This is a genomic window from Micromonospora sp. HUAS YX12, assembly GCF_040215685.1.
Taxonomy (GTDB): Bacteria; Actinomycetota; Actinomycetes; order Mycobacteriales; family Micromonosporaceae; genus Micromonospora; species Micromonospora tulbaghiae.
In genome coordinates, this window is record NZ_CP157974.1 from 4,436,779 (window position 1) to 4,461,590 (window position 24,812).

Sequence of the window (24,812 nt, forward strand, 5' to 3'; positions counted from 1 at the left end):
CGGTGGCCGTCAAGCACCGGCGCACGCGAGACGGCGGGCGGACCCGCGGGCCCGCCCGCCGTCCGGCGGTGGAACGTGTCAGCGCAGGCGCGCCTCGATCGCCTCGATGACGCGGGGACGCAGCTCGGCGGCGCGGATCACCGCGTCGACCGAACCGACCTCGACCGCGCGCTGGATGCTGTGCACCCGGTCGAACTCGGCGGCCACCTCGCCCAGCTTCTCCGCCCGCACCGACGAGCGCAGCTCGTCCAGCTCGGCGGTGAGCGTCGCCCGCTCGGTGCCGGCCGCGGCGGTGACCATCGCCTCCAGGTCGCGTACCCGGGGATCGGCGGCGGTGCGGGCGGCGACCTCGCCGGCGAACACCACGGCGGCGGCGGGCGCGCCACCGAGCACCGAGGCGAACGACCCCTCGATCGCCAGCACCGTCATGTCCGGGTTGAGCGCCTTGGAGAAGACCACGAACGCGCCGCCGTGGTAGCGCGAGATCACGCAGAACACGATCGGGCCGCGGAAGTTGACGATCGCCCGGCCGATCTCCGCGCCGTACTCCAGTTGCAGCTTGCGCATCGACTCGGGTGAGCCGTCGAAGCCGGACAGGTTGGCCAGCACGACCAGCGGCCGGTTGCCGCTGGCCGCGTTGATCGCCCGCGCGGCCTTCTTCGACGAGCGCGGGAACAGCGTGCCCGCGGTGTAGGTGTCCGGGCCGTCGGTGGGCGGGAAGCCGTGCCGGGGCACCGAGCGGGACTCGATGCCGAGCAGGCACACCGGGATGCCGCCGAGGTGCACGTCCTGCACCACAGCGGTCTCCGCGTCGGCCATGCCGGCCCACCGCTCCAGCACCGGGTGGTCCTGGTCGGCGAGGGCCCGCATGACGGTACGGATGTCGAACGGCTTCTTGCGGTCCGGGTTCGCGGTGGCGGAGAAGATCTCGCCCACCGTGGCGAAGTCGCTGCCGGCCACCGCGTGCGGGTAGCCGCAGACGTCCCGGTCCACCGGGTCCATGGTGACGGCCCGGCGCGGGGCGTGCTCGCCCGGCGCGACGTACGTGTGGTCGTAGTGCGCCATCAGCACGTCCCGCGCGGCCGGCAGGTCCGGCGCCCAGTACTGCGCCTGCCCGTTCGGGCCCATCACCCGGTCGTAGCCGCCGATGCCGAAGTTGTCCTCGGCGGAGACGCCGCCGGAGAAGTCGAGCGACTGCTTGCCGGTGAGCACCATCGCCGAGTCCGGCGTCATGACGAGCACGCCCTTGGTGTGCATGAGCATCGTCGCCTCGGCGTTCCAGTACGGCTGGGCGCCGACGTTGATGCCGGCCACCACGATGTTGATCTCACCGCCGTCCTGGGTGAACTCGACGATGCGCTTGAGCGCCGCGGCCACCCAGTCCATGTTCTCGGTGCCGGAGGTCATCGAGATCCGGGCGCCGGCGCTCAGCGCGTACCACTCCAGCGGCACGCCCATCCGCTGCGCCAGGTCCAGCGCGGCGATCACCCGCCGGCACTCCGGCTCGGACAGCGCGCCCAGCGACTTGGTCGGGTCGCCCAGCAGCACCACCCGGGTCACGCCCTGCGGATGCCGTGTCGTCGGCGTGGTGACCACGCCGGCCACGATCGCCGCGGTGTTGCGGCCCTTCGGCCGGTCCACCGGCACGAGCCGGTGGTCCGCGTCCAGATCGTGCTCGGCGAAGTCGCCCAGCAGGCCGGTCAGCTCGTACGGGTAGACCGTGTTGCGCCCGGCCGCCCGCAGCACCTTCAGCCGGTAGTCGTCCAGCGGCTCGACCGGCTCGGCCGGCGGCTCGCCCACCGTCAGCCGCGCGTGCCCGGTCACGTCGAACGTGATCCGCACGCCCACCTTGGTCAGCTCGCCGGTACGGCGGTCGCGCTGCCGCGCGATGAACAGGATCTCCTCCAGCTCGGCGCCCACAGTGGTCGGGCGTACCCGCCCGGCGATCAGCTCCATCTCCTCGCGGGTCAGCTCGCTCGGCGGCCACACGTAGACGACGATCCGGTTGGTCGGGAACCGCGACTTCGACGGCCGCCGCGACCGCGCCCGGCGGATCGAGTCGATGCAGGCAGCCACCGTGTCCTCGGTGGTCGGCAGCGCCACCAGGCGGCCGTCCTGCTCCCGCAGCTCGGTCAGGTCACGTACCTGCGCGAACGCCACCAGCCGCTGGTCGGACGGGTTCTGCCGGGCGACCGCCTGGAACAGGTAGACCTCCTCGTCCAGCGACGGCAGCCGGGTCAGGTCGAACTCGCGCAGCCGTTCCAGCTGCATCCGCTGCGCGATGTACGGGTGCAGGCCGCGGATCAGCCGCTCCTCGGCCATCCCGCCGCCCTCGGCCGGGCGGAACGTGACGTGGTGGTGCATCACCGCGCCGCCGCGCCCGGCGACGGTGGTGGTGAGGCGGCGTACCTGCTGCGGCAGCGGGTGCGCGTTGACCACGTCGAGCAGCGCGGCGGCGGTGGCGTCCAGGTCCTCGGGCTGGTTCTCCCAGGCCAGGTAGACGTCCGCGTCGACGGCCTCGCAGTCCCGGGCCACCTCGGCCAGGCCGCGCAGCGCGTCGCCGAGCGCGTCGAAGCGTACGGCGGCCGAGACCACGCTCGACCCGTCCCGCCCGGCCACCACGAACGTGCAACCACCGGCGGTGCGGGTACGGACCTCGGTGAGCGCCTTGTTGCCGTAGTAGCGGCGGGTCAGCACCTCCAGCATGGCCGCGTTGTCCACGTCGTTGCGGACCAGGCGCTGGCCGAGCAGCCGGACCAGCGGTTCGGTGCTGCGGACCATCTCGGCGATCCGCTCGGCGCGGTCCGGCGCGTCCGGCTGTGCGTCGAGGTGCCGCAGGTGGGTGCGGACCTGGGCGTAGACCCGGGCCCGGTTGCGGCGCAGCAGCGGCTGGGCGAACCAGGCGAACACCACGCCCCGGGCCAGGTCGGCGACCACCGGGAAGCGGACCTGGGTGGCCGCGACGAGCCGCTCCAGCGCCAGCCCGGCCGGCTCGCGCAGCGCCTCGTCCGGCGGCGGCTCGCGCAGCCAGGAGCGCAGCAGCGCGGCGATCACCGCGGCATCGGCGGCGGCCCGCTGCTGGGCCAGGAAGATCCGGAAGACCGCGGCCTCCAGCTCGGGGGAGCGGTCCAGTTCGGTGACGCCGTAGTGGGCGAGTGCCTTCGCCAGGCGGGCCCGGAACGACTCCGGGGAACCGGCCCGCTCGACGTCGAGGCTCTGCAGGTACGTGTGGAAGTACTCCCGGGCGCTGTGCACGTGCCCGCCCGGCCCGTCGTCGCCGGGCCGGTTACGGCTCAGCTCGGCCAGGTCGGCGAAGACGTTCGCCAGTTCCAGTTCCTCGGCCAGCGGCCGGTGCCCGGCCTCGGTGGCCGCCCGCCGCGCGTCCAGGTAGTCGTCGAGCACCCGGCGCTCGTCGTGCGGGTCCACGTCGTAGCCGAGCAGCAGGGCGCACAGGTCCTCCTGGCCGCGCTCGGCCCGGGACCGGGCCGGCACGTCCGCGGGCGCCGCGGGCAGGTCCAGCTCGACCGCCGGTCCGGCCGGGCCGGCGGCCGCCTCGGTGCCGGACTCCGCGATCGGCTCCAGGCGCAGCAGCGGCGCCCCGGCCTCCACCTGGGTGCCCACCGCCACCGACGACTCCTTGAGGCGGGCCCGGAACGGCGCCCGCAGCACCGTCTCCATCTTCATCGCCTCCAGCACCAGCACCGGCGCGCCGGCCTCGACCTCCGCGCCGACCTGAAGCGGCGTGGCGACCACGAGCGCCGGCATGGGGGAGCGCAGCACGCCGCCCTCGTCGCGGCTGATCCGGTGCGTCACGCCGTCCACCTCGACCAGGTGGACCGGGCCGTGGGTGTCGGTGAGCAGGCGGAACCGGGCGCCGTTGACGGCGATCTGGCCGGTGTGCCGGTCGAAGCGGTCCAGCTCGACGTCGGCGGTGCGGACGTCGCCGCCGGCCTCGACACCGACGCGGAACCGGTGCGCGCCGACCCGGGCCACCCGCATCCGGTAGGTCACGCCGCGCAGCTTCAGGTCCAGCGGCCGGCCGCTGCGGTGCTGCACCTGCGGGCGTCCACCAGCCGCGGTGGACAGCAGCCGCTGCCGTTCGGCGGTCTCGTCCTCCTCGTACGCCTCGATCGCGGCGGCGGCGAGCGCCACGGCGGAGTGCCGGTGCGCGACCAGGCGGCCCTCGCCGCGTACCCGGTCGATCCAGCCGGTGTCCGCGCTGGCGTCGATCACCTCGGGCTGGTCGAGCAGGTCGAGCACGAAGCTCTTGTTCGTCGCGCCGCCGGCGATGACCACAGTGGTGTTCGCCATCGCCCGGCGCAGGCGGCCCAGCGCCTCGTCGCGGTCCCGGCCGTACGCGATGATCTTGGCGATCATGGAGTCGAAGTCGGCCGGGATGGTGTCGCCCTCGCTGACCCCGGTGTCGACCCGGATACCCGGCCCGGCGGGCAGGTCGAGCCGGGTGATCCGGCCGGGGGAGGGGGCGAAGTCGCGGTCCGGGTCCTCGGCGTTGAGCCGCGCCTCGATCGCGTGCCCGCGCTCGACCGGCGGCTCACCGGTCAGCCGGCCGCCGCCGGCCACGTGCAGCTGCGCCTTGACCAGGTCGAACCCGGTGGTCGACTCGGTGATCGGGTGCTCGACCTGAAGGCGCGTGTTGACCTCCAGGAACGCGAACAGCCGGTCGCCCGGGTGATAGAGGAACTCGACTGTGGCCGCGCCCCGGTAACCGACGGCGACCGCCAGCCGCTCCGCCGACGCCTTCAGCTCCGCGGTCTGCTCCGGGCTCAGCACCGGCGAGGCGGACTCCTCGATCACCTTCTGGTTGCGCCGCTGCACCGAGCAGTCCCGTACCCCGAGCGCCCACGCGGTGCCCTGACCGTCCGCGATCACCTGGACCTCGACGTGCCGGGCGCCGGTGACCAGGCGCTCCAGGAACACCACGCCGCTGCCGAACGCCCGCGCCGCCTCCTGGCTGGTGCGCTCGTAGGCGTCGGCCAGTTCGGCGTCGCTGCGGATCACCCGGATGCCGCGCCCGCCGCCACCGGCGGTCGCCTTGAGCATCAGCGGGTAGCCGATCGAGGCCGCCGCGCGCAGCGCGTCCTCCAGGCTCTCCACCGCGCCGCGGCTCCACGGCGCGACCGGCACGCCGACCTCCTCGGCGATCAGCTTCGCGCCGATCTTGTCGCCGAGCTTGCGCATGGCGTCCGGGCTCGGCCCGACGAACGTCACGCCGATCTTCTCGCACAGCTCGGCGAAGGCCGGGTCCTCGGCCACGAAACCCCAGCCCACCCACGCGGCGTCCGCGCCGGTCTCGACCAGCGCGCGCTCCAGGGCCTTGAGGTCGAGGTACGGGCGGGCGGAGGCGGGGCCCAGGTCGTAGGCGACGTCCGCCTCGCGGACGAAGGTGGCGGTACGGTCGACGTCGGTGTACAGCGCGACGGTCTCGATCCGGCTGCCGGTCTCCGCGGCCAGTTCCCGGACCGCGTGGATGAGCCGCATCGCGGCCTCACCACGGTTGACGATGGCGACACGGGTGAACACGTGACCGTCCCCTTCGGTTGACCCACTCCTGCGCGCCGGGCGCGGCGATGCCCCCGGCTCGCCTCACCTTTCCGCCTGTGCGCGGGCGGCGCCATGTCGTAACGGCCGAAGCCTGAGCGGGGACCGTTGTAGGAACCGAACAAAAGTTTTTAGCCAGCCACTCACTACCCGCCGGTACGCGATACGGCGCCGGACCCGAGCGGATCCGGCGCCGTGAATCGCCTGCGCTGCGTGCTCAGCCCGGGATCTCCCGGGGGTCGCGGCTGCGGGGGTACGTGTTCTTCTCGCCGATCGTGCCGTCCTGCTTCTTGATCACGTGCTCGGTGCCGCGCTCGGCCGCCATCTCCCGGCCGGCCGCCTCGGCCTCCGCCTTGGTGTCGTGGCGGCTGGTCGCGCGCTCGTTGCCCTCCGGGCGGTTCTTCCACTGCCCGTCCTGCTGGTAGGTGTCGATGTCGCCCTTCGCCATGCCGTCAGCTCCCTCGTTCGTGTGCCTGATGACAAATGTCTGCCCACGGGCGCGGTGTGCTAATCCTGCGGTCGCTCAGTGATTTGCCGGAACGGCAAGGTTCCTTGCTGTCCGGCGGGCGGCGGCGCACGATGGCGGGGCCCGGACACCAGAGGCCCGGCGGCGAGGAGGCAGACATGACGGGGCACCACCACGAGCATCCGGCGGCGGACACCGACCCGGCCCGGTTCTGGGACGAGCGGTACGGCCAGCGGGACCGGATCTGGAGCGGCCGGGTGAACCCGGTCCTGGCCGAGGTGGCCGGCGCGCTGACGCCGGGCACCGTGCTCGACCTGGGCAGCGGTGAGGGCGGCGACGCGGTGTGGCTCGCGTCGAAGGGCTGGCGGGTCACCGCCGTGGACATCTCGTCCGTCGCGCTGGACCGACTCACCGTGGAGGCCGGGCGGGCCGGGGTGGCGGAGCGGATCACCGCCGTCCGGCACGACCTGACCCAGGGCTTCCCGCCCGGCCGGTACGACCTGGTGTCCGCGCAGTTCTTCCAGTCGCCGCTGGTGCTGCCCCGGGAGAAGGTGCTGCCGCCGGCGGCCGAGGCGGTCGCGCCCGGCGGCCGGCTGCTCGTCGTCGAGCACGGCGCGCCGCCGCCCTGGGCCGGGCCCGACACCGGCCACCACCGGTTCGCCGAACCGGAGGAGATCCTGGCCGCGATGAACCTCGACCCGGACGGCTGGGACACCGAGCGGCTGGGCGCGGCGCGCCGTACCGCCACCGGCCCGGACGGGCAGACCGGCGAGCTGATCGACCACGTGGTGCTGGTGCGGCGGCGCTGACCGCCGCGCCGGTCAGGCCCGGGGCCGCGGCCGGGTCACCAGCAGCACCAGCAGCCCGGCCGCGCACAGCGCGGTGCTCATGCCGTACGCCCACCGGTAGCCGACCTGCGCGGAGATCCCGAGCAGCGGCCCGGCGAGCATGGCGCCGATCGGGAACGTGTTGGTGAACAGCGTGGTGGCCCGGCCCGGCTCGCCCGGCAGCAGATCCTGCACGTAGGCGATGCCGACGCCGGACACCGCGGCGATGAACAGCGCGTTCACCGGCTGCGCGAGCAACAGGACCGGAACGCCCGGCGCCGTCGCGGCGGTCGCGTAGTAGGCGATCCCGCACACGGCGCCGAGCAGGACCATCGTCCGCAGCCGGACCCGCGCGGTCAGCGCGCCCAGCCCGAGCATCAGCGGGATCTCCAGCGCCGCGCACAGGCCCAGCACCAGCCCGGCGCGGGCCGGGTCGTCGTCCAGTTCGGTGTCGATGAACAGCGGCAACGCCTGCACGGCGAGCGTCAGCGGGCACTGGAGCAGGACGAACGCGAGCGCCGTCGACGCCAGCCGCAGCCGGGACGCGCCGGGCGGGCCGGGCGCGGCGCCGTCCGGATCGCCCGCGACCGGCCGCGCCGGCAGCGGCAGCTCCTCCAGCCGGAACGCGGCCACCAGCGCGGCCAGCGCGTACATGACGGCGGCCATGCCGTAGACCAAGCGGAAACCGCCGACGTCGAGCAGCACCGCGGCCAGCGCCGGCCCGGCCACCCAGGCCAGCGAGAACACGGTACGCATGAGGCTGACGCCGAACGCCGCCCGCGCCGGATCGTCCCTGTCGAACAGTGCCCGGGTGTACGCGAACGACTGCGGGAACAGCGAGTTCGCCAGCGCCGTGGCGGTCGCGGTGAGTCCCAGCAGGATCCAGTAGTCGCGGACGTACGCGGTCAGGCCCGCGCCCAGCACGCCGGCCAGCGCGGCGCCGACGAGCAGCGCGCGCCGGATCGGCAGGCGGTCCGACAGCCGGCCGACGAGCGCGGAGGCCACCACCCCGGACAGCGGCGCGACGACCAGGAACACGGTGACCCGCACCGGGTCGGCGCGGACCTCGCGGTCGAGGAACAGCGACAGGAACGGCAGCACCACGGCGGTGGAGAGGCCGACGGTCAGGAACACCACACCCAGCGGGAGCAGCCGGAAGCGGCCGGCGCGTACCGCCGGCCTCGTGTCCACAGCCATGCGGCGGACTGTACGCGGCGGCGGTGCGGCGGCCGACCGAGTTTCCGCCGCCCGGACTAGCCGACGGCGGTGGGGGAGGGCGGCGCGCTGCCGCCCTGCGGCGCCTCGGCCGTCATCAGCCGGACGATCTCCGCCCGGTCGGCTGCCGACGGCATCCCCCACTCCGGCCGGTAGCCGAACGCCCGGTCCAGCGGGATCGAGGAGGTCCGGCCGTCGAGGATCTCCACCGAGTCGGTGCCGATCAGCCCGGGATGCTCGACGCCGCACGCCTCGGCCACCTTGACCAGGTCGCGGCGCAGCGTACGGATGTAGTTCGCGGCCCGGACCGACTTGCGGGCCGGGTCCAGACCCCGGGCCAGCCAGGCGTTCTGCGTGGCGACGCCGGTCGGGCAGGTGTCGGTGTGGCACTTCTGCGCCTGGATGCAGCCGATCGCCAGCATCGCCTCCCGCCCGACGTTGACCATGTCGGCGCCGAGCGCGAACGCCACCACCGCGTTGTCCGGCAGGCCGAGCTTGCCGGCGCCGACGAACACCACGCTCTCGTGCAGGTCGCGTTCGGCGAAGGTCCGGTAGACCCGGGAGAAGCCCTGCTGGAACGGCAGCGAGACCGAGTCGCTGAAGATCAGCGGCGCGGCGCCGGTGCCGCCCTCGCCGCCGTCGACGGTCACGAAGTCCACGCCGCGGCCGGTGTCGCGCATCAGCGTGGTCAGCTCCTCCCAGAACCCCAGGTCGCCGACGGCGGACTTGATGCCGACCGGCAGCCCGGTCTCGGCGGCGAGCAGCTCCACCCAGTCCAGCAGGCTGTCGCAGTCGGAGAACTCGGCGTGCCGGGACGGGCTGACGCAGTCGCGTCCCTCCGGGATGCCCCGGGTGGCGGCGATCTCGGCGGACACCTTCGCCGCCGGCAGCAGACCGCCGAGGCTCGGCTTGGCGCCCTGGCTGAGCTTGATCTCCAGCGCCCGGACCGGCGCCGACGCCACCAGGTCCTTGAGCCGCTCCAGGCTGAACCGGCCCTGCTCGTCCCGGCAGCCGAAGTACGCGGTGCCGAGCTGGAAGACCAGTTCACCGCCGTTGCGGTGGTACGGCGACAGCCCGCCCTCACCGGTGTTGTGCAGGCAGCCGGCCAGCGCGGCGCCCCGGTTGAGCGCCTCCACCGCGTTGCCGGACAGCGACCCGAAGCTCATCCCGGAGATGTTCACCACCGACTCCGGCCGGAACGCGTGTGCCCGGCCGCGTGCCGCGCCGAGCACCTTGGCGCAGGGCAGCGTCACGTCGTGCCCGGCGGTCGGCGCCGACGGCGGGACCGTCCGGCCGAACGTGCGGTGCTTGATGATCGGATAGCCGGAGGTGTGCTCGATGTCGTTGTCGGTGCCGAAACCGAAGTAGTTGTTCTCCTGCTTGGCCGAGGCGTACACCCAGCGCCGCTGGTCGCGGGTGAACGGCCGCTCCTCGTCGTTGCCGGCCACGATGTACTGCCGCAGCTCCGGGCCGATCGACTCGATCAGGTATCGGGCCCGGCCCAGCACCGGGAAGTTGCGGCGCAGCGCGTGGTCGCGTTGCAGCAGGTCCCGCGCCGCCAGCGCGGCGACGGCGGCGACGGCTGCGGGTACGGCTCTCTTCGCCCAGCTCATCCCGCCACTCTTTCCGCCCCGGCACCCGGCCAAACTCCCGGTGGAACCCGGGCGGCGCGAGCGGTGTCATGGAAGCGGACCGACGGAGGCTGCCCTGGACGACGACGAACTCGTCACCCGCGTACGCGCCGGCGACCGGGAGGCGTACGACGCCCTGGTCGCCCGGCACACCGCGTCCGCGTACCGGACGGCGGTGCTGCTCGGCGCCGGCCCGGACGCCGAGGACGTGGTCCAGGAGGCGTTCGTGAAGGCGTACCGGAAGCTGTCCCGTTACCGGGGCGAGGCGTCGTTCCGGTCCTGGCTGCTCGCGATCGTCGCCAACGAGACCCGGAACCTGCACCGGACGCGCACCCGGCGCGACGGGCTGACGCTGCGCGCGGCGGCGGACCCGGTCGCGACGGTCACCGCCGACGACGGGCTCGACGCCGTGCTGGCGGCCGAGCGCCGGGCCGCGCTGGTCGAGGCGCTGCGCCGGCTGCCCGGGCGCGACCGCGAGGTGATCGTCTGCCGCTATCTGCTCGACCTCGGCGAGGACGAGACGGTGACCGTGCTGGGGCTGCCCCGGGGCACCGTGAAGTCACGGACCCACCGGGCGCTGGCGAAGCTGCGTGCCCTGCTGGACCGGGAGGTGGCGCACCGTGGCTGATCTGGAACGGGAGCTGCGTGAGCTGACCGGCTGGCTGGAGCCGGCGCGTACGCCCGACCTCACCGCGCGGGTCCGCGCCCGGCTCGACGCGCCCGCGCCGCGCCGCCGGTGGCGGTACGTGCTGGCCGCCGCGCTCGCCGCCCTGCTCGTGGCGGCGCTGCCGCCGGGGCGGGCCGCGCTCGCCGGTGCGGTGACCGGGCTGCTGCGGATCTCCGGGGTCGTCGTCGACACCGCGCCCGCGCCGCCACCCACCGGTACGCCCTCGCCGCTGCCCGCGCAGCACGAGGTCGCGCTCGCCGAGGCGCAGCGGCAGGTCCGCTTCCCGATCCGGGTGCCGGCCCGCCTCGGCCCGCCGGAACGCGTGCTCGTCGCCGATCCGGACGGCGCCGGCGCCCACCGGGTCGTCAGCCTGCTCTACCGGGGCGGGACGGTGCGGCTGGACGCGTTCGACGGCTCACTCGACATCGTGTTCCACAAGCGCTCCGCCGGGGCGGACGTGACGCTCACCCAGGTCGGCGGCGAGTTCGCGATCTGGGTGGGCGGTCCGCACGCGCTGGCGTACGTGGACCGGTCGGGGACGGAACGCGTCGCCACCGCGCGGTTGTCCGCCGCCACGCTGATCTGGGAGCGGTCCGGGGTGAGCTACCGGCTGGAGGGCGCCCTCACCCGGGAGCAGGCGCTGGACGTGGCGTCCTCGGTGGAGTGAGCGCGGCGGGAACCTCGGGGCGCCGGGCGGTGTCCTGATGACGAGAGTCGTCGACGGGGGAGGCCGGATGTCCGTTCCGAGAAGAGTCCTGCTGGTGCCGGTCCTGCTGCTGGCCGGTTGCACCGGCCCGGCCGCGGTCCCGGCCGGGGCGCCGGCCACGGGCCCGGCCACCACGGCCGCCACGGAACCGGCCGGGCCGGCCGCCTGCGCCGAGCGGCTGGAGACCGGCCGGCTGCCGGACTGGGCGGACGCCGGGTTCACCGGTGACACCCGGGTGCGGCACGTCTTCGGCGCCCGGGGCGGCATCGTCGCGATCCTGTTCGCGTACCCGCTGGTGCACGCGCGCGGCGACGGCGCGAACAACAAGATCCTCTGGGTGGCCCGCCCCGAGCCCGGCCGGTCCGAGCCGGCGCAGCGGACGCCCCTGGTGATCACCGCGACGCTCGACGGGACAGATGCTCCTGTCGTCCGCCGGGTGGAGGGTGGACCCGGGCCGTCCATCGTCGACCTGCCGGCCGCCGGGTGCTGGCGGCTGCGACTGGACTGGTCCGGCCGCACCGACACGATGGATCTGGTCTATCGGCCGGCCTCCGGCTGACCGGCATGGCCGCTGCCGGTCCGGGTAACGCTGCGTCATGGCGAAGTACACCGAGCCGGAACTGCGGGAGCGCCTCAAGGCCGAGATCCGCGCCTCCGACAAGGGCGGACGGCCGGGGCAGTGGTCGGCCCGTAAGTCGCAGCTGCTGACGAACGAGTACAAGAAGGCCGGCGGGGGATTCGAGGGCCCGAAGGACGCACGGCAGCGCTCGCTGCAACGCTGGGGCGGCGAGAAGTGGCAGACCCGCAGCGGTGACACGCGCGCCCGCAACGGCGGCGAAACGCGCCGCTACCTGCCAAAGCAGGCGTGGGAGGAGCTGTCGGAGAACGAGCGGCGCGCCACCGACACCCGTAAGCGCCGCGCTTCGCGTTCCGGCCGCCAGTACGTGCCGAACACCGGCCCGGCGAAGCGGGCCCGCCGGGACGCCACGGCCGCCGAGCAGATCAACGAGTTGCCGGTGACCGAGGCGGTCAAGCTGGTCCGCGACCTCGACACCCGTCAGCTCGGCGCGGCGCTGCGCCGGGAGCGCGGCGGCAAGGCCCGCAAGACGCTCATCGGACGGCTGGAGTCGGAACTGGGCCGGCGCCGGGCGGCGTGAGCGCGCACCCCGGTGGCGCACCGCGACGGAGGGGCCGGCCCGCAGGCCGGCCCCTCCGCGCGACGGTCAGCGGCGCGGGTGCTGCGGGATGCGCGGCAGCACGTAGGGCGGACCGGAGAAGATCAGGTCGGCCTTCAGTTCGTGGTACGCCCGCTTCGGCTGGTAGTTCTCGTCGTAGACGGTGGCCAGGCCCTCCGGCGGGTCGGAGAACGCGCCGGGTACCCAGGAGTGCTTGTCGGTGAAGCCCCAGAGGGTGAACGACAGGCAGTGCCGCTCGGCCAGGCAGGCCTGCATCAGCACGCTGAAGTTCGCCGCGGACGCCTGCAACCTCGGGTTGATCTCCGCGGAGTCGCCGGCCTCCACCCCTTCGGTGATCTGGCTGCGCACGTCCACCTCGGTGAGGGCCGTGGCCAGCCCGAGCCCGGCGAACTTGCGCAGGGCCGCGGCCACCTGGAGCGTGCTGAAGTTGCCGTACTGGGTGCCCAGGTGGCCCTGTGCGCCCACGCCGTCGATCGGCACGCCCTTGGCCCGCAGGTCACGGGCCATGTCGTAGACGAACTGCGTCTTGTCGTCGGCCGGGTTGCCGGAGCCGAACGCCTCGATGTTGTAGTCGTTGTAGAACAGCAGCGCCTTCGGGTCGGCGGCGCGGGCCCAGCGGAACGCGTCGGCGATGTAGCCGGGCCCGAGGTTCTGCGCCCAGAATCCCTTGTAGTGCAGGGTGGACGGGGTGTCCCAGGGGTCGCTGACCGCCTCGTTCACCACGTCCCACTGCCAGATCTTGCCCTTGAAGTGGGTGACCACCGCGGTGATGTGGTTGCGCAGGATCTGGCGCAGCTCGGCCTTGCTGATCGAGCCGTCCGCGACGCCGCTGGTCAGCCACGCGGGAAGCTGGTTGTGCCAGACCAGCACGTGGCCCCGGACCCGCTGGTTGTTCTTGCGGGCGAAGTCGATCAGCTCGTCGGCCGGACCCCAGTTGTAGGTGCCCCGGGTGGGTTCGAGGCTCTCCCACTTCATGACGTTCTCGGCGGTGACCGTGGAGAACTCGGACGCGGCCAGCTCGCGGTACCGCGGCTCGGCGGTGTCGTTGAGGGCGGCCATGTCCACGGCGGTGCCCACGTACAGGCCGTGGCGCTTGGCCAGCTCGCGCAGGCTCTGCGCGGCCGGGTCGTACGGCCGTCCGGCCGTCGCGGGGACGACGTTGAGGGCGGTGGCGGTCGCGACGGCGACAGCGCCGGCGGCGAGCCAGCGTCTCAGCTTCATGGTCGTTCCTTTCGGGAGGGTGCGCGCGGCCGGGGGCCGGCGGTGGCGGTGCCGGGAACGCCGCGGCGTGGAACGGACCGGCGGGCGCCCGGGTGGACGGACGGTGCGGGCTTCCGAAACTTCCGGTCTGCCTTCCGGAAGTAGCCCGAAACATTACGGACGTCGATAGCAGTCCGTCAATCACCCGGATCGGAAGGGTGAGGTGGCGCCTCAGCGCAGCGGGCGGCAGGAGGCGCGGATGACCAGCTCGGTGGGAAGCTGGATGTGCGTGTCCCGCTCGACGCCCGCGATGAGGTCGATCAGCAGGCGGAGCGACTCGGCGCCCATGCGTTGCAGCGGCTGCCGGATCGTGGTGAGCGGTGGGTCGACGAGCGCCGACTCCGGGATGTTGTCGAAGCCGATGACCGACAGGTCGTCCGGTACGCCGAGGCCGAGGCCGCGGGCGACGTCGACTGTGGAGATGGCCGAGAGGTCGTTGCCGGCGAAGATCGCGGTCGGCCGGTCGGGGAGCGCGAGCAGTTCGGCGGCCGTGCTGGCGGCGGTCTCGGTGCGGAAGCCGCCGACCCGGACGAGCTGCTCGTCCACCGGCACGCCCGCGTCGGCCATCGCCTTGCGGAACCCGGCCTCGCGCAGGCGGGCCGACTCCAGGTCGGGCCGGCCGCTGATGTGCGCGATCCGCCGGTGGCCGAGTGACAGCAGGTGGTCGGTGGCCAGCACCGCGCCGGCGAAGTTGTCGGAGTCGACGGTGGGCAGGCCGGACGGGCCGGTGTGCGGGTCGACGGCCACCACGTGGAAGCCGTGCTTGGTCTCTACCACTGTCGGCGTCACGATCACCGCGCCGTCGATGAGGGTGCCGGACAGTCGCGCGAGGGACCGCCGCTCCCACCCTATGGCCGCGCCCTCGCCGTCACCGCTGGAGTAGGCGAGCAGCTGGTAGCCGCTGCCGGCGACCTCCCGGGACGCGCCCTTGAGCAGCTCGGTGGAGAACGGCTCGAACTCGGCGACCAGGATGCCCAGCACGTTCGTGCGGTGGCTGCGCAGGCTCTGCGCCCCGAGGCTGGCCTCGTACCCGAGTTCGTGGATGACCTGCTGGACGCGCTCGACGGTGGCTTGCGCGACGCCGTACCGGCCATTGACAACCTTCGATACGGTTGCCACCGAGACGCCGGCCGTACGTGCCACGTCCGACATCTTGACGCGCTGCTCGAACACCACGCCGACGATGATAGAGGGCTCTCCCGGGGCGATCGAAGACGATGTCGAAAACGTTATCGATACCGATTGACTTCACGTTACGGCCCTGTAAAACTCCCCCGCAGGTAACCCGGCTAAGTGGTCGAGGAGACATCTATGGCGATGAAGCGCCGTGCTGGTGCCGTCCTGGCACTGTTTGTGACAAGCGCTCTGCTGGCCTCCGCGTGCAGTGGCGGTGGCGAGGAGGAGAAGGCCGCCGAGAGCGAGCTGTACAAGAACCCGGTGACGTTGACCTGGTGGCACAACGCCTCGCAGGACGGGCCCGGCAAGACGTACTGGGAGAAGGTCGCCAAGGACTTCTCCGCAGCCCACCCGACCGTCAAGATCGAGATCGAGGCGATCGAGACGAACCAGCTCCAGCGCACCCGGCTCCCCGCCGCGCTGCTGAGCAACGACCCGCCGGACGTCTTCCAGGCATGGGGCGGCGGCGAGATGCGCGAGCAGGTCGAGGCCGACTACCTCAAGGACATCACCGACCAGGTGAAGGACGAGGTGGCCGACATCGGTAGCGCCTCGGAGATCTGGCAGGTCAACGGCAAGCAGTACGGCCTGCCGTACCGGATGGGCATCGAGGGCATCTGGTACAACAAGGACATGTTCGCGAAGGCGGGCATCACGGCGCCGCCGACCACCTTCGAGGAACTCAACACCGCGGTCACCAAGCTCAAGGCCATCAACGTCGTCCCGATCGCCCTCGGCGCCGGTGACAAGTGGCCCGCCGCGCACTGGTGGTACAACTTCGCGCTGCGTGCCTGCTCGGTCGACACGCTGAAGAAGGCCAGCACCGACCGGACCTTCGACGACCCGTGCTTCGTCAAGGCCGGCCAGGACCTGAAGGCGTTCATCGACACCAAGCCGTTCCAGAACAACTTCATCGCCACGCCGGGCCAGAACGACCCGACCAGCGCCAACGGCCTGCTCGCCAACGGCAAGGCCGCGATGGAGCTGATGGGCGACTGGAACCGGGGCACCCTGGACACCGTCGCCACCGACAAGGCGGCCCTGGGCAAGTTCCTCGGCTGGTTCCCGGTGCCGGCGATCTCCGGCTCCGCCGGTGACCCGAAGGCCGCCCTGGGCGGCGGCGACGGGTTCGCCTGCTCCAAGAACGCCCCGGCCGAGTGCGTCGAGTTCCTCAAGTACCTCGTCAGCCCCGAGGTGCAGAAGGGCTACGCCGCCACCGGCACCGGCCTGCCGGTCGCCAAGGGCGCGGCCGACGGCGTCACCGACCCGGCCCTGAAGTCCATCCTGGAGTCCACCTCCTCGGCCACCTACGTGCAGCTCTGGCTCGACACCGCCTTCGGCAGCACCGTCGGCAACGCGATGAACGACGCGATCGTCGCGATCTTCGCCGGCAACGGGACACCTGAGAAGGTCGTCTCGGCCATGAAGGCGGCCGCAAGCAAGTGACGTCCGCATCGCAGACCCGTATGCCCGCCGGCGGCGTGACCGCGCCGCCGGCGGGCCTCCGGCCCGGCGCACGGGCCGCCTCCCGCCGCGCCGAGACCCGTCGCAAGTGGTACGAGATCATCGGGCTGACCACGCCCGCGATCGTCATCTACGTGATGTTCGTGCTGGTGCCGATCGGCTTCGCGTTCTACTACAGCCTGTTCCGCTGGCGCGGTGTCGGCCCGCCCACCGAGTACGTCGGCTTCCGCAACTACACGCTCGCCTTCCAGGATCCGATCTTCCTGGACGCGCTGCGCAACAACGCGATCATCGTGTTCGGGTCGCTGCTGATCCAGGGACCGATCGCGCTGGGCATCGCCCTTCTGCTCAACCGCCGCTTCCGCGGGCGCTCGGCGTTCCGCCTGCTGGTGTTCGTGCCGTACGTGCTCGCCGAGGTCACCGTCGGCATCATGTGGAAGCTGCTGCTGACCGACAACGGGACGGTCGACGCGCTGCTGCGGTCACTGGGGCTGGGCGGCCTGGTGCAGGCGTGGCTCGCCGACCTCGACATCGTCATCTGGACGATCCTGTTCGTCCTCACCTGGAAGTACGTCGGCTTCGCCATCATCCTGCTGCTCGCCGGCCTGTCGAACGTCCCGCCCGAGCTGACCGAGGCCGCGGAGATCGACGGCGCGAGCTGGTGGCAGATCCAGCGCCACGTCACGCTTCCGCTGCTGGGCCCCACCATCCGGATCTGGATGTTCCTGTCGATGATCGGATCACTGCAGGCCTTCGAGATGATCTGGGTGACCTCGGTGCCCGCGGTGCGGTCACTCGGCGCCTCGGCCACCATGGCGACGTACATGGTGGACAACGGCTTCTTCGCCCGGCTGTGGGGCTACGGCAACGCGGTGGCCGTGATCCTGTTCGCCGTCTCCTTCGTCGCGGCGCTGCTGTTCCAGCGCTTCCTGCTCCGCCGTGACATCGAGGGCGCCATCACCCGGAAGGGGAAGTGACAGTGGCCGTGAACTCCGTACCCGCCCCCTCGGCCGGGCGCCGGCCGGTGCAGTGGAACACGCCGCTGACGTACGCGCTCGCGCTCGCGGTCGCGGCCGTGTCGATCGCACCCGTCGTGTACGTCATCGTCGGTGGTTTCCGGACCACGCCGCAGATCGTGGACGACCCGGCCGGCCTGCCGGACCCGTGGGTCTGGGACAACTACTACCGGGTGCTGACGCAGAGCGACTTCTGGAAGCAGGCGTTCAACAGCGCCGTGGTCGCCCTCGGCACCACGCTCGGCGTGGTGGTGCTCGGCCTGGCCGCCGCGTTCGTGCTCGCCCGGTACACGTTCCGGGGCCGCGAGGGGCTCTACACCTTCTTCACCCTCGGCCTGCTGTTCCCGTCCGGCGCGGCGATCCTGCCGCTGTACCTCATGCTGCGCGACCTGAACCTGATCAACTCCTACTACGCGGTGATCCTTCCGCAGGTGGCCTTCTCGTTGCCGCTGACGATCGTCATCCTGCGGCCGTTCCTGTCGGCCATCCCGCGGGAGCTGGAGGACGCGGCCGCCATCGACGGCGCCGGCCGGCTCGGCTTCCTCTGGCGGATCGTGCTGCCGCTGTCGCGGCCCGCGGTCGTCACCGTCGGCATCCTCGCGTTCGTGGCGAGCTGGAACGCGTTCCTCCTGCCGCTGCTCGTCCTCGGGGACGTCAACCTGCACACCCTGCCGCTGGGCGTGCAGAACTTCTCCAGCCAGTACACCACCGACACCGCGGGGGTCCTCGCCTTCACGTCGCTGGCGATGTTGCCGGCGCTGCTGTTCTTCACCCTGGCGGAGAAGCAGATCGTGGGCGGTCTCCAGGGCGCGGTCAAGGGCTGAGCGGCAGCGGTACCAGCACAACCAGTGGAAAGGCACACCATGACAGAGGTCCACGCGGTGGTGGACGGGCCGGTACCGGCTCAGGCAGGTTCGGACCACGACCGGCCGGACGGGCACGACGCCGAGACGCGCGTACGGGAACTGCTCGCTCGGATGACGATCGAGGAGAAGGTCGCGCAGCTCGTCGGGTTCTGGGAGAAGGAGGACGGTGAGGCGGTCGCGCCCCTGCAGGGCGAGTTCGCCGACACCGGCCGGCTCGAGGACTTCTCCCGCCACGGGCTGGGTCACCTGACCCGCGCCTACGGCACCCGCCCGGTCGACGCCGCGGCCCGCGCGGCCTGGCTGTGGAAGTTCCAGCGGGATCTGGTGACGGGCACCCGGCTGGGCATCCCGGCCATCGTGCACGAGGAGTGCCTGACCGGCCTGTCGGCGTGGAAGGCGGCCACCTTCCCGACGCCGCTGGCCTGGGGCGCCGCGTTCGACCCCGACCTGGTCACCGAGATGGCGGCGGCGATCGGGGCCTCGATGCGCGCGCTCGGCATCCACCAGGGACTGTCCCCGGTGCTGGACGTGATCCGGGATCCGCGCTGGGGCCGGGTCGACGAGTGCATCGCCGAGGATCCGTACCTCGTCGGCACCATCGGCACCTCGTATGTGCGGGGACTCCAGTCGCAGGGCGTGCTCGCGACACTGAAGCACTTCGCCGGCTACTCCGCCTCGCGGGCCGGGCGCAACTTCGGCCCGGTGCACGCCGGTCCCCGGGAACTCGCCGACGTGCTGCTGCCGCCGTTCGAGATGGCGCTCCTCGACGGCGACGCGCGCAGCGTCATGCACTCGTACGCCGAGATCGACGGCGTGCCGGTCGCCGCCGACCCGACCATGCTCACCGACCTGCTGCGGGACCGGTGGGGCTTCGACGGGACGGTGGTGGCCGACTACTACGGGGTCGCCTTCCTCAACCTGCTGCACCACGTCGCGGCCGACAACGCGGACGCGGCAGTGCAGGCGCTGAGCGCGGGCCTCGACATCGAGCTGCCCACCGGCGACGCCTACCTGACCCTGACCGAGTCGGTGCGGGCCGGCAAGGTCGACGAGGCGCTGGTCGACCGGGCGGTGCTGCGCGTCCTGCGCCAGAAGCAGGAACTCGGACTGCTCGACGCGACGTTCGACGACGAGCCGCCGGGCGCGGTCGACCTCGACTCGCCGGAGCACCGGTCGATCGCGCGCCGGCTCGCCGAGGAGTCGGTCGTCCTGGTCGCCAACGAGGGCGTGCTCCCGCTGCCGGCGGGCCGCCGCGTGGCGGTCGTCGGGCCGAACGCCGACCGGCAGGGCGCGTTGTTCGGCTGCTACTCCTTCCTCAACCACGTGCTGGCCCACCACCCGGGTGTGGAGACCGGCTTCGAGGTGCCGACCGTGCTGGAGGCGGTGCGCGCCGAGTTCGGCGCCGGCCGGGTGACCTTCGCGGCCGGCTGCGAGGTGGACTCGGCGGACCGGTCCGGGTTCGACGAGGCGGTCGCCGCCGCGTCCGCCGCCGACGTGGCGGTCCTCGTCGTCGGGGACCACGCCAGCCTGTTCGGCCGCGGCACCGTCGGCGAGGGCTGCGACCGGGACGACCTGGAGCTGCCCGGCGTGCAGCGCCAGCTCGTCGAGGCGGTGCTGGACACCGGCACCCCGGTCGTCCTGGTGCTGCTCACCGGCCGCCCGTACGCGCTCGGCTGGGCGCTTTCCCGGTGCGCGGCGGTGGTGCAGACGTTCTTCCCGGGCGAGGAGGGCGCCGGGGCGATCGCGGGTGTGCTCTCCGGGCGGGTCAACCCGTCCGGCCGGCTGCCGGTCAGCCTGCCCGGCTCGGCCGGCGCGCAGCCGTACTCGTACCTGCACCCCGAGCTGGGGGAGGGCATGAACGGCACCAACCTGCCGGCGACGCCGGTGGCGCCGTTCGGGCACGGGCTGTCCTACACCACGTTCGCGTACACCGATCTGACCGTGCCGGCCGAGGTGCCGACCGACGGGGCGCTGCGGGTGTCGGTGCGCGTGACGAACACCGGCCCGGTCGCCGGTGACGACGTGGTGCAGCTCTACGGCCGCGACCTGGTCGCCTCGGTGACCCGGCCGGTCGCGCAGCTGCTCGGCTACCGGCGGGTGCGCCTGGAGCCGGGCGCCTCGGTCACTGTCGATCTGACCGTCCCCACCACCCGGCTGGCGTTCACCGACCGCACGCTCACCCGCGTGGTGGAGCCCGGGGAGGTCGACGTCTGGGTCGGCACGAGCGCCCGGCGCGACGCCCAGGCTCGGACGACGCTGACCGGTGATACCGCCGCGATCACCGCCGACTCGCCCCGCTGGACGACGACCGGCCTCCGCTGAGCCGGGTCCGCCGGTCGTCCACGGGGCGGTCGGCGGACCCTTTCGGCTCATATTGGCGTTATGTCGTTTTTGACTCAGTAGGCTCCAGGATGTCATCCAGCCCGTGACCCGGGACGGTGCCGCCCGCCACGCGCGGGTCGCGTCTCGCCGCCCGGCCGGCTGGATCCCGGTCGCCGGCACCCACAGGGATGCGTGAGTCAACGATGATGGACGCGGACACCATGGTCCTGCCCCGGCTCGGGGACGCAGCGGTCGAGGATCCGTGGGGCGAGGACCGGCCGCGCCGGGCCGCCGGCCGCGCCGCGCCCGGCGGGCGCCGCTGGCGGATCGCGGCGTGGCTGGTGCCGGCGGTCCTGATGGGCGCGCTCGGCGCCGCCCGGATCACGACATCCGGGCCGAGCACCGGAGAACTGGCGACCCGGCGCGCGGCCACGTCGCACTGGCCGGGGATCGGCGCCGCGCTGGCCGGCGACGAGGTCGCGCTCGGGCCGTACCACCTGCTCATGCGCGGCTGGGCGGCGCTGTTCGGCGCGGCGGACCTCGCGCTGCGCGTACCGTCCCTGCTGGCCATGGTCGGGGCCGCGGCGCTCGTCGGCGCGCTCGCCGCCCGGATCGCCACGCCCGCCGCCGGCCTGTCGGCCGGGGTGGTCTTCGCGGTGCTGCCGACCTCGATCCGGTACGCGCAGGAGGCGCAGCCGTACGCCCCGGCGATGTTCGCCGCCGTGCTCGCCACCTGGCTGCTGGTGCCCGCGCTCGACCGGCCGTGTGCGCGCCGGCTCGTGCCCTACGCGGGCGCGGTGCTGCTGCTGGGCCTGTGCCAGCCGGTGGCGTTGCTGCTGCTCGCCGGCCACGGCTGGGTCGTGCTGGCGTTCCGTCGCCGCGGTGCTCTCCGGTGGCTCGCCGCCGTGGCCCTCGGGCTGCTCCCGGTGGCCGCGCTGCTCGGCTCCGCCCTGCGCGGCGGCGGGCACCTGGCGTCCGGCGCGCGGCCCGTGGCCGCAGTGCTCGCGGCCACGCCCGGGGAACTGTTCGGCGTCGCCGCGCTCGGCGGTGTGCTGGCCGGGCTGGCCCTGTTCAGCCTCCCGCTGCGGTACCCCGCGGCGATCTGCACCGCCTGGGCGCTGGTGCCGGCGCTCGCCCTGCTGGCGCTGGCGCAGGCAGTGCCGGTCTGGTCGGCGGCGAACCTGCTGTTCACGGTGCCGGCGTGGGCGGTGCTCGGCGGGGTCGCCCTGTCCCGGGCGCGTGCCGCCGGCACGCTCGCCGTGCTGGCGCTCGTCGCGCTGCTCGGGGTGGCGGCGCAGCTCCCGTCGTGACCGTCGACGAACGGGCGATCTCTGCCTGATTCACACCTTCTGTAGTTGATTGTCGGCTTAGCATTCAGTTCGGCTTTTGAGCCGGATGCTGACCATGGGGGGAAACGTGGCCGTCGCCGCTGACACACGCCCGTCCCGCGCCACAACGGCCGGGACACCGGGCGCCCGCCCGATCGCGCCCGCCCCGCCCGGGGCACCGGCCGATCCGGACCGCCGGCAGCGCAACGTCCGCGCCCGCCTGGCCTACGCGCGCTGCGGCGCCACCGCCGGCCCGCTGCGCCCGCCCCGCCGCCCCGACGCGCCGGTCGAGTTCCGTCCGACCGCCTCGGTCGCCGCGCGGCTGGTGCTGACGCTGCTGGTGCTCGTCAACAGCGCCGCCGGACTGGTCTTCGTCGGCTGGCTGCTGCTGCCCCAGCACGTGCCCGGCCCCGGCGTGGTCGGGCTCGGCGGCTGGCAGACCGTCGCCGCTCGCCTCGCGTTCTGCGTCGTCGTCGGCGTCGAGCTGATCCGCCTGGCGCAGAACGTGGTGGTCTGGGTCTTCGCCTTCCACGCCCGGGATCCGGTGCCGGTCGACCCGCCGGTCGGCCTGCGGGTCGCGCTGCTCACCACCATCGTGCCGAGCAAGGAGCCGCTCGAGGTCGCCGAGCGGACGCTGCGCCGGCTCCGCGAGATCGTCTACTGCGGGCACGTCGACGTGTGGATCCTCGACGAGGGCGACGACCCGGCGGTACGGGCGATGGCGGCGCGGGTGGGCGTACGGCACTTCACCCGCAAGGGCCGGCCCGAGTACAACCGGCCCGGCGGCGAGTTCCGGGCCCGGACCAAGTCCGGCAACCACAACGCCTGGCGGGCCGAGCACGAACACCGCTACGACGTGGTCGCGAACGTCGACCCGGACCACGTGCCGCTGCCGAACTTCCTGGAACGCACGCTCGGCTACTTCCGCGACCCGGACGTCGCGTTCGTGGTGACCCCCCAGGTGTACGGGAACATGCACCAGAACTTCGTCGCCCACGGCGCCTCGGTCCAGCAGTACCTCTACAACGGGCTGATCGCCCGGGGCGGCAACGGCCTGGACGCGCCGTTGCTGACCGGCACCGGGCACCTCTACCGGCCGGCGGCCTGGCGGACCATCGGCGGCTACCAGGACTCGATCATCGAGGACCACCTCACCAGCATCCGGGTGCACGCGGCCGTCAACCCGGCCACCGGCAACCGGTGGAAGGGCGTCTACACCCCGGACGTGGTGGCGCTCGGCGAGGGGCCGACCTCCTGGGCGGACTACTTCAACCAGCAGAAGCGCTGGGCGGCCGGGATCTGCGAGATCCTGCTCCGGCGCGAGCTGCGCATGCCGCGCGAGCTGCCGTCCCGCCGTCGCTGGCAGTACCGGCTGCTCCAGTTCTACTACCCGAGCGTGGCGGTGAGCCTGCTGCTGGGCAACGCCGCAACCGCGCTGTACCTGCTGACCGGCGTCGACGCGGGTCGCCTCGACCCGCAGGTCTGGGCGACGCTGTGGGGTTCCACCATCGGCGCCTGGTTCCTGCTCTGGCTGTGGCTGCGCCGCTTCAACATCGCCCCGCACGAGCGGGAGGAGGTGGGCATGGCCGGCATGGCGCTCGCGCTGTTCGCCGGACCGGTCTACGTGGCCGCGGCCGTGGGCGCCCTGCTGCGCCGCAAGCTCGGCTTCGTGGTCACCGCCAAGGGCGCGCTGCGCACCGTCGAGTCGCCGCGCACGTTCCGGCTGCACCTGTGCTGGGCGCTCGCCGCCGCCGGACTGCTCGCGGCGAGTTTCGCGTTCGACCACGACTACCCCCTGCTGCGGGTCTGGCCGGTGCTGACGCTGCTGACCGGGCTCGCGCCGCCGCTGATCTCCTGGGTGGAGAGTCTGCGGGCCCGCCGGGACCGGACCGCAGACCTGGCCCGGGAGCCCCAGGTGGTGCCCCGGCCCGTGACCGACGGCGGTGTGCCGTGCTGAGGCCGACGCTGCCCCGGGTGGGCCTGGCGCTGACCGGTTTGCTGCTGCTCGCGTACGCCTTCGTGGTGGCGCCGGGCGCGTGGCGTGAGCCGGGCACGGACGCCTCGGCGCAGCGGCCCGCCCCGGCGACGCCGCAGGCGACCGCCGACGTGCCGGCGGCCGTCGTGCCGAGCCCGCGCGGCGGCCCGTTCCCCCCGGACGGGCAGGCGTTCTTCGGGGTGATGACCGACGAGGGACCGTACGACTTCGCGCCGGTCGACCGGTTCGCCGAGGCGGCCGGGCGCTCGCCGCAGGTGATGCTCTTCGGCGCCGACTGGGAGTCGGCCGCGTTCGATCGGAGCCTGTTCGACCGGATCGCCGAGCGGGGCATGATGCCGATGCTCGGCTGGGAGCCGTGGGACCACACGATCGACCGGGCGGCCCGCCGCACCGGCCTGACCGACCGGCAGATCGACCGGCTGCGCGCCACCCAGCCGGACTACCGGCTGGCCCGCATCGCGCGCGGCGACTTCGACGCCTACCTGCGCTCCTGGGCCGACGGCGTCCGGTCGCTGGGCTACCCGGTGGCGATCCGCTTCGCGCACGAGATGAACGGCGACTGGTACCCCTGGTGCGAGCGGGCCAACGGCAACCGCCCCGGCGACTACGTCCGGGCCTGGCGGCACGTGCACGACGTCTTCGCCGAGGCCGGCGCCACGAACGTCACCTGGGTGTGGAGCCCGAACGCCCGCTGGGACAAGACGACCGCCGGGCTCACCGGCCTCTACCCGGGCGACGAGTACGTCGACTGGGTCGGCGTCACGGGCTACTACGGCACCGGCGCCTTCATCAAGACGTACTGGTCGTTCGACCAGATCTTCGGCCCGACGATCGCCGAGATCCGCAAGTTCACCGGCAAGCCGCTCGTGGTCACCGAGACCGGCGCCGCCGACGCCGCCGTGCACAAGGCGCGGTGGATCCGGGAAACGTTCCGCGCCCTGCCCCGCTATCCGAACCTGATCGGGCTGATCTGGTTCGAGGTGGACAAGGAGGAGGACTGGCGTATCGCCGGCTCACCGGCTGCCGCGACCGCGTTCGCCGAGGCGGTGGCCGCCGAGCGCTACGACGTCACCTGGACGCCGGCGGTACGGCCACGCGAAGGCCCCTGACCGGCCGC

Annotated in this window: 18 protein-coding genes; 12 read left to right on the plus strand and 6 right to left on the minus strand. The window is 73.1% G+C overall.

All coding sequences use genetic code 11. The features are described 5' to 3' along the window. Positions 1 to 78: 78 nt before the first annotated feature. Positions 79 to 5,541, minus strand: coding sequence for a carboxyl transferase domain-containing protein (locus tag ABIH81_RS21220; protein WP_349876637.1), 5,463 nt, complete (start codon positions 5,539 to 5,541; stop codon positions 79 to 81). Positions 5,542 to 5,776: 235 nt separating this feature from the next. Continuing rightward, positions 5,777 to 6,007: a DUF2188 domain-containing protein gene (locus tag ABIH81_RS21225; protein ID WP_071094595.1), complete on the minus strand. Its 231-nt coding sequence runs from the start codon at positions 6,005 to 6,007 to the stop codon at positions 5,777 to 5,779. Between the two features lie 176 nt (positions 6,008 to 6,183). Here ABIH81_RS21225 and ABIH81_RS21230 point away from each other — a divergent pair, with 176 nt between their 5' ends. Further along, complete coding sequence (locus ABIH81_RS21230) at positions 6,184 to 6,834, plus strand: class I SAM-dependent methyltransferase (RefSeq protein ID WP_349876638.1); 651 nt, start codon at positions 6,184 to 6,186, stop codon at positions 6,832 to 6,834. A gap of 12 nt (positions 6,835 to 6,846) precedes the next feature. Here ABIH81_RS21230 and ABIH81_RS21235 read toward each other — a convergent pair whose 3' ends face one another. Beyond that, positions 6,847 to 8,049, minus strand: a complete 1,203-nt coding sequence (locus tag ABIH81_RS21235; protein ID WP_349876639.1) for a sugar efflux transporter — start codon at positions 8,047 to 8,049, stop codon at positions 6,847 to 6,849. Positions 8,050 to 8,105: 56 nt separating this feature from the next. Next, positions 8,106 to 9,680, minus strand: coding sequence for an FMN-binding glutamate synthase family protein (locus tag ABIH81_RS21240; RefSeq protein ID WP_349876640.1), 1,575 nt, complete (start codon positions 9,678 to 9,680; stop codon positions 8,106 to 8,108). 40 nt (positions 9,681 to 9,720) lie between these two features. Between ABIH81_RS21240 and ABIH81_RS21245 the strand changes: the two genes are divergently transcribed. From ABIH81_RS21245 to ABIH81_RS21260, 4 genes are all read left to right on the plus strand, one after another. Continuing rightward, positions 9,721 to 10,326: an RNA polymerase sigma factor gene (locus tag ABIH81_RS21245; protein WP_334458787.1), complete on the plus strand. Its 606-nt coding sequence runs from the start codon at positions 9,721 to 9,723 to the stop codon at positions 10,324 to 10,326. Continuing rightward, the gene (locus ABIH81_RS21250) at positions 10,319 to 11,032 is read left to right on the plus strand and encodes a hypothetical protein (protein ID WP_349876641.1); all 714 of its coding nucleotides are present in this window, start codon (positions 10,319 to 10,321) and stop codon (positions 11,030 to 11,032) included. The genes ABIH81_RS21245 and ABIH81_RS21250 overlap by 8 nt, the downstream gene beginning before the upstream one ends. 67 nt (positions 11,033 to 11,099) lie before the next feature. After that, positions 11,100 to 11,630, plus strand: coding sequence for a hypothetical protein (locus ABIH81_RS21255; protein WP_349876642.1), 531 nt, complete (start codon positions 11,100 to 11,102; stop codon positions 11,628 to 11,630). A 37-nt stretch (positions 11,631 to 11,667) separates the two neighbouring features. After that, positions 11,668 to 12,228: a DUF5872 domain-containing protein gene (locus tag ABIH81_RS21260; protein ID WP_349876643.1), complete on the plus strand. Its 561-nt coding sequence runs from the start codon at positions 11,668 to 11,670 to the stop codon at positions 12,226 to 12,228. Between the two features lie 66 nt (positions 12,229 to 12,294). Here ABIH81_RS21260 and ABIH81_RS21265 read toward each other — a convergent pair whose 3' ends face one another. Then, complete coding sequence (locus tag ABIH81_RS21265; RefSeq protein ID WP_349876644.1) at positions 12,295 to 13,488, minus strand: endo-1,4-beta-xylanase; 1,194 nt, start codon at positions 13,486 to 13,488, stop codon at positions 12,295 to 12,297. Positions 13,489 to 13,698: 210 nt separating this feature from the next. After that, entirely contained in the window at positions 13,699 to 14,703 is a 1,005-nt protein-coding gene (locus ABIH81_RS21270; protein ID WP_349876645.1) for a LacI family DNA-binding transcriptional regulator, read from the minus strand. Positions 14,704 to 14,880: 177 nt separating this feature from the next. On the opposite strand from ABIH81_RS21270, the gene ABIH81_RS21275 reads away from it, so the two are divergent. The 7 genes from ABIH81_RS21275 to ABIH81_RS21305 all read left to right on the plus strand — a co-directional run bounded on the left by ABIH81_RS21275 (position 14,881) and on the right by ABIH81_RS21305 (position 24,804). Further along, a complete protein-coding gene (locus ABIH81_RS21275; RefSeq protein ID WP_258544822.1) occupies positions 14,881 to 16,149 on the plus strand; it encodes an extracellular solute-binding protein in 1,269 nt (422 codons plus the stop codon). Next, positions 16,146 to 17,144, plus strand: coding sequence for a sugar ABC transporter permease (locus ABIH81_RS21280; protein WP_349876646.1), 999 nt, complete (start codon positions 16,146 to 16,148; stop codon positions 17,142 to 17,144). The genes ABIH81_RS21275 and ABIH81_RS21280 overlap by 4 nt, the downstream gene beginning before the upstream one ends. After that, on the plus strand, positions 17,141 to 18,007 hold the full coding sequence (locus ABIH81_RS21285) for a carbohydrate ABC transporter permease (protein ID WP_349876647.1): 867 nt from the start codon (positions 17,141 to 17,143) through the stop codon (positions 18,005 to 18,007). Before ABIH81_RS21280 ends, ABIH81_RS21285 begins: the two co-directional genes overlap by 4 nt. Before the next feature lie 39 nt (positions 18,008 to 18,046). Continuing rightward, entirely contained in the window at positions 18,047 to 20,371 is a 2,325-nt protein-coding gene (locus ABIH81_RS21290; protein ID WP_349876648.1) for a glycoside hydrolase family 3 N-terminal domain-containing protein, read from the plus strand. 203 nt (positions 20,372 to 20,574) lie between these two features. Next, entirely contained in the window at positions 20,575 to 21,681 is a 1,107-nt protein-coding gene (locus ABIH81_RS21295) for a glycosyltransferase family 39 protein (protein WP_349876649.1), read from the plus strand. Positions 21,682 to 21,775: 94 nt separating this feature from the next. Further along, entirely contained in the window at positions 21,776 to 23,656 is a 1,881-nt protein-coding gene (locus ABIH81_RS21300; protein WP_349876650.1) for a glycosyltransferase family 2 protein, read from the plus strand. Next, positions 23,650 to 24,804, plus strand: a complete 1,155-nt coding sequence (locus ABIH81_RS21305) for a glycosyl hydrolase (protein ID WP_349876651.1) — start codon at positions 23,650 to 23,652, stop codon at positions 24,802 to 24,804. Before ABIH81_RS21300 ends, ABIH81_RS21305 begins: the two co-directional genes overlap by 7 nt. Positions 24,805 to 24,812: the final 8 nt, after the last annotated feature.